Origin of the sequence: Microbacterium sp. 13-71-7, from assembly GCF_002257455.1 — a bacterium.
In the GTDB taxonomy this organism is placed as follows: domain Bacteria; phylum Actinomycetota; class Actinomycetes; order Actinomycetales; family Microbacteriaceae; genus Microbacterium.
In genome coordinates, this window is record NZ_NCKN01000149.1 from 1 (window position 1) to 10,246 (window position 10,246).

Genomic DNA, 10,246 nt, shown 5'->3' on the forward strand with positions numbered 1-10,246 from the left:
GTCGACCCAGAGCAGCGCGCCCACCTCGTCCGCGACCGCGCGGAACGCGGCGAAGTCGAGGGTGCGCGGGTAGGCGGACCAGCCGGCGATGATGACCTTCGGCTTGTGCTCGATCGCGAGGCGGCGCACCTCGTCCATGTCGATGGTCGAGGTCTCCGGGTTCACGCCGTAGGCGACGATGTCGTAGAGCCGTCCGGAGAAGTTGATCTTCATCCCGTGCGTGAGGTGGCCGCCCTGATCGAGGGACAGGCCGAGCAGGGTGTCGCCGGGGCGGGCGATCGCGTGCAGCACGGCGGCGTTCGCGGTCGCGCCGGAGTGCGGCTGGACGTTCGCGAACTCGGCGCCGAACAGCTCCTTGGCGCGGGCGATCGCGAGCTCCTCCGCGACGTCGACCTCCTCGCAGCCGCCGTAGTAGCGACGGCCGGGGTAGCCCTCCGCGTACTTGTTGGTCAGCACGGAGCCCTGCGACTGCAGGACGGAGACGGGGACGAAGTTCTCCGAGGCGATCATCTCGAGGAACGTCTGCTGGCGCTTCAGCTCACGGTCGAGGACCTGGGCGATCTCGGGATCCACCTCGGAGAGAGGCGCGTTGAAGAAACGGTCGGTCATGGCGTGCTCCTTTGACGGTTGCGAAGAGAAGGGTGCTCATCGGCCCAGGCGCGCGGTCGAATCCATGACGGTCGCTCCCCGGTGGTGACCCACCCAGACGCCAGTCGCGACATCCACGAGCCTACCGGATCGGAATGCGGATCCGGAGGGCGATGACGCGAGTGCGTCAGCGCGCTCCCGCCCAGGCAGGGTACGTTTTGTTCATGGTCCTGCATGATGCACCGTCGCTCATCCCGTTCCCCTCCTCCGTGCAGCTCGGCGAGGGATCCGTCCCGCTCGGATCCGTGCGGCTCACCGGCGACCCCGACACGGTCGCGCTGCTCGGCGCGGAGCTGGAGGCGCTGCTCGGCCACGAGGCGCTGAGCGACACGGGCGCGACCGAGATCGCGCTCGGGATCGACGCGACGCGGGGATCCGCCGAGGGATACGCGCTGGATGCCGGCGCCGGGCGGATCCGCATCGCCGGGCACGACGCCGCGGGCCTCTTCTACGGCACCCGCACCCTGCTGCAGCTGCTGCGCCGCGGCGAGCCCTCAGGGGGCGCAGACCCCGAGGGCCCCGCCGCCACCGGCTGGTCGGCCCCCGAGATCCGCATCGAGGACGCCCCGCGCTTCCGCTACCGCGGCGTGATGCTCGACGTCGCCCGCCACTTCTTCGCTGTGGCCGACGTGGAGCGCTGGATCGATCGCGCCACCGCGCTCAAGTACAACCACCTGCACCTGCACCTCACGGACGACCAGGGCTGGCGCATCCGCATCGACGCGTGGCCGCAGCTCACCGGCGCCGGATCCGGCAGCGACGCGACAGGAGGCCCCGGCGGCTTCTATACGAAGGACGACATCCGCGAGATCGTCGCGTACGCCGCCGCCCGGCACATGACGCTCGTGCCGGAGATCGACCTGCCGGGACACACCCACGCGATCGGACTCGGCTACCCCGACCTCGTCGAGCTCCCCGCGATCACGGAGGCGAACATCGCCGAGGCGGCCGCGCTGGACCAGCCGCTGCCGGAGCACGGCGTGCCCTACGCGGCCTGGGGCGTCGGGCACTCCTCGGTGAAGATCCATGAGGAGCGCACCTACGACCTCATCCGCGATGTGCTCGCCGAAGTGGCCGAGCTGATGCCCGGCCCGTACCTGCACATCGGGGGCGACGAGTGCCTCGGCACGTCCGCCGCCGACTTCGCGCTGTTCTTCGAGCGGGCGGGTCGCCTCGCCGCGGCCACCGGGAAGACCCCCGTCGCCTGGCACGAGGCGGGCGCCGTCGACGGCCTCGTCCCGGGCATGATCGGGCAGTACTGGGGATCCGTCGTGCCGGAGGAGGGCCACGCGGCGCACGCCCGCCGTTTCGTGGAACGCGGCGGCGCGCTCATCCTCTCGCCCGCCGACCGCGCCTACCTCGACATGAAGCCGCGGGCCGACCACCCTCGGGGGCTGGCCTGGGCCGGCATCGTGCCGCTGCGCACCGCCTACGACTGGGATCCCGCGGCCGTGCTCCACGACGTCCCCGTGACGGCGATCCTCGGCATCGAGGCCCCGCTGTGGACCGAGTCCGTGACCACGCTCGCCGAGGCAGACGGGCTCGCGTTCCCCCGGATCGCCGCGCACGCGGAGATCGGCTGGTCGGCGCAGAATGGAGCAGAGCGCTCCTGGCGCTCGTTCCGCGCACGGGTCGCGCAGCTGGTCCCCGCGTGGGAGGCCTCCGGCATCGCCGTCGACCGGGCCGCGCTGGACGACGACCCGGAGCAGGACGACGCGCGCGTCCCGCAGCCCGCCCACCCCGCATCCGCCCCTAGCGCCGAGGAGACCGCATGACCGTCCGCACCGAGAGCTCCGCGCAGGGGTCGCTCGTCATCCATTCCGCCCGCATCGTCTCCGGCGGCTCGGTGGTCGACGACGGCTGGGTGCGGTTCGAGAACGGATCCGTCGCCGCGCGCGGCACGGGTTCCGACTGGGCTCCCGCAGACGCCGTCGTGGATGCGCGCGAGGCGGCGGGCGAGGGCGCGATCCTCACGCCGGGCTTCGTCGACATCCACAGCCACGGCGGCGCCGGAGCGGCCTTCGACGACGGCGTGGACGCGATCCGCACGGCCCGAGCGATGCACCGAGCGCACGGCACCACGCGCGCGGTCGTCTCGCTGATCACCGCGCCCCTCGACGAACTCGTCGAACGCGTCGGCATGGTCGCCGACCTCATGAGGACCGATCAGGACCTGCTCGGCTCGCACCTGGAGGGACCGTTCCTCGACCCCGGCCACATGGGTGCGCACGATCCAGGGCTGCTGCGCGCCCCGGCCGCCGCCGACGTGCAGCGCCTGCTCGACGCGGGACGCGGCACCGTGCGCCAGGTCACCGTCGCCCCCGAGCTCGACGGAGGACTGGAGGCGATCCGGCTGATCGTCGCCGCGGGCTCCGCGGCCGCGGTCGGGCACACGGACGCGGACGACGACACGATGCGCGCCGCGTTCGACGCCGGGGCGACGATCCTCACCCACGCGTTCAACGCGATGCGCCCGGTGCACCACCGCGATCCGGGCCCCGTGCTCACCGCCGCGCACGACGAGCGCGTGACCCTCGAGGCCATCGCCGACAACATCCACCTGCACCCGCACGTCATCAAGCTCGTGTTCGACGAGGCGCCTGGGCGGGTCGCGCTCGTCACCGATGCGATGGCGGCGGCGGGATCCGCGGACGGCGACTACATGCTCGGCTCCCTGCACGTGACCGTCCTCGACGGCGTGGCCAGGGTGGACAGCGGATCGATCGCCGGCTCCACGCTCACGCAGGACGTGGCGCTGCGGCGCGCGGTCGAGGCCCGCGTCCCGCTCGCCGACGCCGTGCTCGCCCTGACGCGCACCCCCGCGCGGGCGATCGGCGTGGCCGACCAGCTCGGCGAGCTCGAACCGGGCCGCCTCGCGGACGCCGTGCTGCTCACCGCGGAGCTCGACGTCGCGACCGTGTGGACGGGTGCGCCGCTGCGGCGCTGACCGCGACCCGGGCGGGGCCGCCGCTCCCCAGCGGCGGTCCCCTCCCGCGGTCTCCCCAGACCCTCTGGTACCCGATCAGAGGTCCCCTGTCAGAGCGGGTCGGCCCGGAACTCCTCCCCCGAGGTGCCGGGCCGACCCCGCCGGCGGATCCCCATCCGCCGGAGCCTGTGCTCGCCGCCCCCCGGTGGCCCACGCAGACTGTCTCTGACAGGAGAGATGGCGGCGTTCCGGATCCATTACGCGGGTTCGCAAGATTTCTTCAGAAAAGTTTTGAGACGCTGTCCCACGCGCCTCGGGACCGAGTCCGACGCGTGCGACCCCCGCCCGCCGCCGGCGATTTCGTTCGCGCCCTGGCGCAATACCCCCCTGAGGGTGAAGAATGGAGATTCCCGCGTGATGAGAACCAGGGGTTTGCGTCTCTTCTGATGAGAACGCTTCCGACCTGAGAACCGAGAGATGACCGACCACACCATTTCACCGAGCGATACCGCGCCCGAATCGGCGCGGAGCGATGCCGACCTCGTGCTGCGCACCCGGTCGGGCGACGCCGGCGCCTACGCCGAGCTGTGGCGTCGGCACTACGCGTCGGGGATCACGGTGGCGAGGTCGATCACGACGGCGTTCGACGCGGATGATCTCGTGCAGGAGTCGTTCGCCCGGATCTACCAGGCCGTCCAGAAGGGCGGCGGCCCGACCGGATCCTTCCGCGCCTACCTGTTCACCAGCATCCGCAACACGGCGGCCGGCTGGGGGCGCGCACGCCGCGAGGCCCCGATCGATGAGCTCGACACGGTCGCCGATCCCTCCTCGACCGACCAGGCGGCGAACGACGCGCTCGACCGCAGCCTCTCCGCCAAGGCCTTCCGCAGCCTCCCCTCGCGCTGGCAGGAGGTGCTCTGGTACTCCGAGATCGAGCAGATGAAGACGGCCGAGATCGCGCCGCTGCTGGGCATGACCGTCGGCGCCACGGCGCAGCTGGCCTTCCGCGCCCGCGAGGGCCTGCGCGAGGCCTGGATCCAGGCGCACCTGAGCACCGCTGAGGCCGGATCCGTCTGCGAGTGGACCATCGAGCGTCTCGGTGCGTACTCGCGCGGCAATCTCGGTGTGCGCGACCGCGCCAAGCTCGAGAACCACCTCGGCGAGTGCGCGCGCTGCCTGATCGTCGCGGCCGAGGCCAAGGAGGTCTCGCACCGTCTCGCCTTCGTGCTGCTGCCCCTCGTGCTCGGTATCGGCGGCTCCGGCGCCTACCTCGCGATGCTGCAGAGCGGATCCGCTCCGGTCGTCGCCCTCGCCGCGATGCCCTCGAGCGTCGTGCAGGGCGCCGTCGTCGCCGGTTCGGCCGGCGTCGGTGCGGTCGGCGCCGCCGGTCACGGTGCGGCGGGCGCGGCCGGAGCCGCAGCGCACGGCACGGCGGGCGCCGCAGGCTCCGCCGGTTCCGGGGGCTCGACCGGAGGAGTCGTCGCCGGCTTCGGCGCCCTGGTCGGCGCGGGCTCGGCGGCCCTCGTGATCGCCGGCGCGATCGTCGCCGCGGCCGTGGTGCCGGGCTTCACGGCGAACCCCGCGTCCACCTCCGCCCCCTCGGCCTCCGATCAGGGCGAGTCCGGCATCGTCGCGCAGATGTCGCCTCCCGTCAGCGTGCCGGTCACCGCACCGGCACCGGCTCCGGCCCCCGACACCGCTCCGCGGCCGGAGAAGCCGAAGACGATCGTGAACGTCCCCGTCGACGTCCCCAAGAACGTGCCGGCGAGCGACCCCGCTCCCGTCGTCCCCGTCCCCCCTGTGGCGCCCACCCCTCCCGTGGACCCGGGAAAGCCCGGAACGGATCCGGGCACCGACCCCGGAACGGATCCGGGCACCGATCCGGGCACCGACCCCGGGACGGATCCCGGAACGGACCCGGGCACCGATCCGGGAACGGACCCCGGGACCGGCCCCTCGTTCTCGTGGGGCAAGGCGACCATCGCGATCGACGACAATCTCCGCACCCACTTCCTGATCCCGCTCACGGGCACGCCAGGCACGAACATCCAGGTCTGGATCAAGGGACGGCCCGCGCGAGGCGCCGAGGTCGTGCTGGACGCCGAGGGGTCCGGGATGGCCGACATCCGCCCGAACGCCGCCGAGATCCTCTTCAACGCCGCCGTGAAGCTGCGCACCATGGTCGACGGAACCCCCGGAGCCTGGCGCACGACGTCCCTGGCGGATCTGGCTGTGAAGGGCTCGACGTCTGACCAGACCGGCGCTCCCGTGCCGCCTCCGACCACGCCGACACCGCCTCCGGCCACGCCCGCGGCGCCTCCGGCGCCCACGACGCCCCCGGCCGAGACGCCGGGGACCGGCTCTCCCGCCGCTGTGCCGGCGGTGCCCGCGCCCGCCGAGCCCGCTCCGGCGCCGGCCGATCCCGCCGCGCCCGCTCCCGTGCAGACCGCGCCCGCCGACACCGCCCCCGAGACCACCGCTCCGGCGAGCGCACTGGCGGCCCCGGCGCCGTCCACCCCGGCGGAGACCGCAGGAACCCCCGCTCCCGGCGCGTAGAATTGTCGGCATGTCCGCCGACACCCCCGCCCAGAATCCCGGAGCGACCACGCCGCTCCCCCTGCAACAGGGTGTGCTGCCCCGCGCCACCGCGCTCGACATCGTCCGCGTGATCGTCCTGGTCGCCGCGCTCGCGTCGCTCGTGCTGTGGGGCCTGGCCGTGTGGACGCTCCCGTGGAACCTCGTCGCCGCGATCGGCGCTCCGGTGGTCACGCTGCTGCTATGGGCCCTGTTCCTCTCGCCGCGCCCCGTGCTCGTCGTGCACCCGTTCGTGCGCGCGGCGGTCGAACTGCTCCTGTACGCGGCCGTGACCGTCGCCTGGTGGACCATGGGACAGGCCTGGATCGGACTCGGGTTCGCCGTCGTCGCGATCGCGACCGGGCTCATGGCCGGCCGCCGCTCCCTGTCCTGAGGCCGCGATGAACGCCGCCGTGCTGGATCGGCTCCGCAGCGCCCTGGGCGACCGCGTCGACACCACGGACGCCGCGCTCCAGGCCGCCCGCGCCGACCGCTCGGGGCACTCGTCGCCGACCGCGCCCCTCGCGGTGGTGCACGCCGAATCCGTCTCCGACGTGCAGGCCGCCCTGCGCATCGCGCAGGCGACCGGCACGCCCGTCGTGGTGCGCGGTGCGGGCACCGGACTCGCGGGCGCCGCGATCGCGGGCGCCGGCGAGATCGTGCTGTCCACGCTGCGGATGCGGCGGGTGCTCGACATCAGCCCCGACGACCTCCTCGCGGTGGTCGAGCCGGGGATCCTGAACGCCGAACTCGACGCCATCCTCGCCGAGCACGGGCTCTGGTGGCCGCCGGATCCGGCCAGTCGCGACATCTCGACGATCGGCGGCAACATCGCCACCGGCGCCGGCGGGCTGCTGTGCGCGAAGTACGGCGTGGTCCGCGATGCCGTCCTGGCGATCGATCTCGTGCTCGCCGACGGCCGCCTGCTGCATCTCGGGCACCGCAGCGTGAAGGGCGTGACGGGCCTCGACCTCACGTCGCTCGTGATCGGCTCCGAGGGCCGGCTCGGCGTCGTCGTCGGCGCCACCCTGAAACTGCGGCGGATCGTGCCCGGCGCCCCGTGCACGATCGTCGCGACCTTCCCCGCCGTGCGCGACGCGGCTCGCGGATCCGCGGCCGTCACCGCCTCGGGGGCGGAGCCCGCGATCATGGAGCTCATGGACGCGCGCTGCCTCGCCGCGGTGCATGCGCTGCTCGCGCTGGACCCGCCGGCGGAGGGCGTGGCCCAGCTGACGATCCAGACCGACGGACGCTCGGCCGCGGTCGAGGCCGCGCAGATCGCCGCCGTGCTCCGCGACGCCGGCGGCGCGGTGACCGTGACCGACGATCCCGCCCGCGGCGAGGAGCTCCTGCGGATCCGCAGGTCGATGCACGCCGCCATGGCCGCGCTGGGCACCACCCTCATCGAGGACGTCTCGGTGCCGCGCAGCGCGCTGCCGGCGATGTTCGACGAGATCGCGCGCATCGAGCGGGAGTACGGGATCGAGATCCCCACGGTCGCGCACGCCGGCGACGGCAACCTGCACCCGAACTTCATCGTGCAGACCCCGGAGATCCCCGCGCGCATCTGGCAGGCGGCCGATGAGCTGTTCCGCGCCGCGATGCGCCTCGGCGGCACGCTCACGGGCGAGCACGGCATCGGGACGCTGAAGAGCCGCTGGCTCGCCGAAGAGCTCGGCGAGGACCAGTGGCGACTGCAGCGCGACATCGTGCGGGCTTTCGACCCGGCGGGGATACTCGCACCCGGCAGGGTCTTCGACCGCCGCGCCGAGGAACCCGACATCACAGCGACGCACACTGCGGAGGAGCCCCATGCCTGACATCCACGTCTCGGCCGCCATCATCACGGATGCCGCGGGACGCGTGCTGGTCGTGCGCAAACAGGGCACAGAGCGCTTCATGCAGCCCGGCGGCAAGCCGGAGGTCGGCGAGACGCCCGCGCAGACCCTCGCCCGCGAGCTGCACGAGGAGCTCGGGCTGCGGATCGACGAGGACGCCCTGCGCCCGCTCGGCGTCTTCGTCTCGGCGGCGGCGAACGAGCCGGGTCACCGTGTCGTCGCGACCGCGTTCGCCACGACCGCCGAGCCCGAGGACGTGCAGGTGCAGGCCGAGCTCGCGGAGCTCCGCTGGATCACGCCCGCCGACGCGGAGTCGCTGCCGCTCGCCCCGCTCAGCGAGGAGCACCTGCTCCCGCTGGCGTGGCCGGGCCTCGCCCGCTGAGCGCCGTCAGGGGGTCGGTCAGATCCCCTGCCAGGCCGGCTTGTTGGCGAAGGTGTAGCGGTAGTAGTCCGCGAGCCTGAGCCGGGACGCGGCCGCCTCGTCCACGACGACCGTGGCGTGCGGGTGCAGCTGGATCGCCGAGGCGGGCGTGATGGCCGCGAGCGGGCCCTCGACGGCGTCCGCGATGGCCTGTGCCTTGCTCTCCCCGTAGGCGAGCAGGACGAGGTGACGGGCCTCCAGGATCGTGCCGAGGCCCTGGGTGATGCAGTGCCGCGGCACCTGGTCGAGCGCGTCGAAGAAGCGCGCGTTGTCCTCGCGGGTCTGCTCCGTGAGCGTCTTGACCCTGGTGCGCGACGCGAAGGAGCTGCCCGGCTCGTTGAAGCCGATGTGACCGTCGGTGCCGATGCCGAGCAGCTGCAGGTCCACCCCTCCCGCCGCGCGGATCTTCGCGTCGTACTCCGCGCCCGCGTGCTCGATGCCGTCCTCGGATCCGTCCGGCACGTGCACGAGTGCGGGCGTCAGCCCCAGGGGCTCGACGACCTCGCGGGTGATCACGGAGCGGTAGCTCTCCGGGTGCGAGGGATCGATGCCGACGTACTCGTCCAGTGCGAAGCCGCGCACGCGCGACACGTCGAGGCCGTCGAGCTGCGCCCGCAGGGCCGAGTAGACCGGCAGCGGGGTGGATCCGGTCGCGAGTCCGAGGACCGCGTCCGAGCGCCGGCGGATGAGTCGGGCGATCTCTGCGGCGACCAGTTCGCCGGCGGCGGCGGAGTTCTCGACGATGACGACTTCGGCCATGGGGTGCTCCTCGTGGGTGTCGGTGGCGTGGTTTCGGAGGTACGGCTGCGAGGCGGCGCGGCGGTCAGACGAGCTCGGCGGGCAGCCGCGCGGCTCCCACCAGGGCGGCGCCGAGTGCTGCCGCCGGGGATCCGGCCGGCAGCAGCTCGATCCTCTCATCCAGATGCAACGAGCCGATGAACGGCGACTGCGCCCCCTCCTGGCGCAGCCGGCGCACGATGTCGTCGAGGAGGCGGTCTCCGAGGGCGGTGACCCCGCCGCCGATCACGACGGTCTCGACGTCGGCGCTCAGCACCAGGCTGCGCACGGCGGACGCCGCCCCGAAGGCCACGCCCTCGCGCAGCTCGAGGGCGAAGGCGTCGCCGCTCTCGGCCAGATCGAAGATGTCGCGCAGCGGCAGTTCACCGCCGCGTCCCCAGGCCTTGCTGACGGCCCCTCCCCCGCAGAAGGTCTCGATGCAGCCGCGCTGTCCGCAGCCGCACACCCGCCCGCGGGGGTCGACGGAGAGGTGTCCGACCTCGCCGGCCGTGCCGTGGGCGCCGCGCCACAGCGCGCCGTCGATCACGATCCCCGCCGCCACCCCTGTTCCCAGGTTCAGGTAGGCCATCGAATGCGCGTCGCCGCGCAGGGATCCGGCGCCCAGGGCGGCGGCCTTCACGTCGTTCTCCACGGAGACCGGCACGGGCAGCCGGACGCGCACGGCGTCGGCCAGGTCGAGCTCGGTCACCCCGAGGTTCACCGCGTGCAGCACGCGCCCGGCGTCGGCGTCGATCAGGCCGGGGATGCCGATGCCGACGGACGCCACGTCCGCGACGGGGAATCCGCCCTCGCCGGCGAGCGCCTCCACCGCGTCGTGCACCGCGGTCACGACCGCATGATCGCCCCAGCCCGTCGGGATGCGCGTACGGGCGAGGATCGTCCCGTCCGCGCCGAGGGCGAGCGCGTCGATCTTGGTCCCGCCGACGTCCAGGCCGACGCGGATCCCGCTCACGAGACGCCCAGCTGGCCGGACAGGACCATGACCGCGGCTCCCCGCAGCACGATGTCGTCCTGGGCGGTCAGCCGGATGGCGACGTCGTC

8 protein-coding genes, 1 pseudogene and 1 riboswitch are annotated in these 10,246 nt (G+C 73.3%); of the genes and pseudogenes, 6 read left to right on the forward strand and 3 right to left on the reverse strand.

The window, feature by feature from the left end; all coding sequences use genetic code 11:
- Nucleotides 1-609 (reverse strand): annotated as a pseudogene (locus B7X32_RS13990) (serine hydroxymethyltransferase); the annotation flags it as partial.
- Nucleotides 610-644: 35 nt separating this feature from the next.
- A riboswitch (ZMP/ZTP riboswitch) is annotated at nucleotides 645-727 on the reverse strand.
- 85 nt (nucleotides 728-812) lie between these two features.
- Here B7X32_RS13990 and B7X32_RS13995 point away from each other — a divergent pair.
- The 6 genes from B7X32_RS13995 to B7X32_RS14020 all read left to right on the forward strand — a co-directional run bounded on the left by B7X32_RS13995 (nucleotide 813) and on the right by B7X32_RS14020 (nucleotide 8,368).
- Nucleotides 813-2,423, forward strand: coding sequence for a family 20 glycosylhydrolase (locus tag B7X32_RS13995; protein WP_292720750.1), 1,611 nt, complete (start codon nucleotides 813-815; stop codon nucleotides 2,421-2,423).
- Complete coding sequence (gene nagA / locus B7X32_RS14000) at nucleotides 2,420-3,595, forward strand: N-acetylglucosamine-6-phosphate deacetylase (protein ID WP_292720753.1); 1,176 nt, start codon at nucleotides 2,420-2,422, stop codon at nucleotides 3,593-3,595. The genes B7X32_RS13995 and nagA overlap by 4 nt, the downstream gene beginning before the upstream one ends.
- A gap of 456 nt (nucleotides 3,596-4,051) precedes the next feature.
- The gene (locus tag B7X32_RS14005; RefSeq protein ID WP_292720755.1) at nucleotides 4,052-6,130 is read left to right on the forward strand and encodes a sigma-70 family RNA polymerase sigma factor; all 2,079 of its coding nucleotides are present in this window, start codon (nucleotides 4,052-4,054) and stop codon (nucleotides 6,128-6,130) included.
- Nucleotides 6,131-6,140: 10 nt separating this feature from the next.
- Nucleotides 6,141-6,542, forward strand: a complete 402-nt coding sequence (locus B7X32_RS14010; protein WP_292720757.1) for a YrdB family protein — start codon at nucleotides 6,141-6,143, stop codon at nucleotides 6,540-6,542.
- 7 nt (nucleotides 6,543-6,549) lie between these two features.
- Nucleotides 6,550-7,968 carry an FAD-linked oxidase C-terminal domain-containing protein gene (locus B7X32_RS14015; protein ID WP_292720759.1) on the forward strand — a complete coding sequence of 473 codons (1,419 nt, stop codon included), beginning with the start codon at nucleotides 6,550-6,552 and terminating at the stop codon, nucleotides 7,966-7,968.
- The gene (locus tag B7X32_RS14020) at nucleotides 7,961-8,368 is read left to right on the forward strand and encodes an NUDIX domain-containing protein (protein ID WP_292720761.1); all 408 of its coding nucleotides are present in this window, start codon (nucleotides 7,961-7,963) and stop codon (nucleotides 8,366-8,368) included. The genes B7X32_RS14015 and B7X32_RS14020 overlap by 8 nt, the downstream gene beginning before the upstream one ends.
- Before the next feature lie 18 nt (nucleotides 8,369-8,386).
- On the opposite strand, the gene nagB is transcribed toward B7X32_RS14020, so the two are convergent.
- Together nagB and B7X32_RS14030 are read right to left on the reverse strand one after the other, a co-directional pair.
- The gene (gene nagB, locus B7X32_RS14025) at nucleotides 8,387-9,166 is read right to left on the reverse strand and encodes a glucosamine-6-phosphate deaminase (RefSeq protein ID WP_292720764.1); all 780 of its coding nucleotides are present in this window, start codon (nucleotides 9,164-9,166) and stop codon (nucleotides 8,387-8,389) included.
- 64 nt (nucleotides 9,167-9,230) lie between these two features.
- The gene (locus B7X32_RS14030) at nucleotides 9,231-10,148 is read right to left on the reverse strand and encodes an ROK family protein (RefSeq protein ID WP_292720766.1); all 918 of its coding nucleotides are present in this window, start codon (nucleotides 10,146-10,148) and stop codon (nucleotides 9,231-9,233) included.
- Between the last annotated feature and the right edge of the window lie 98 nt (nucleotides 10,149-10,246).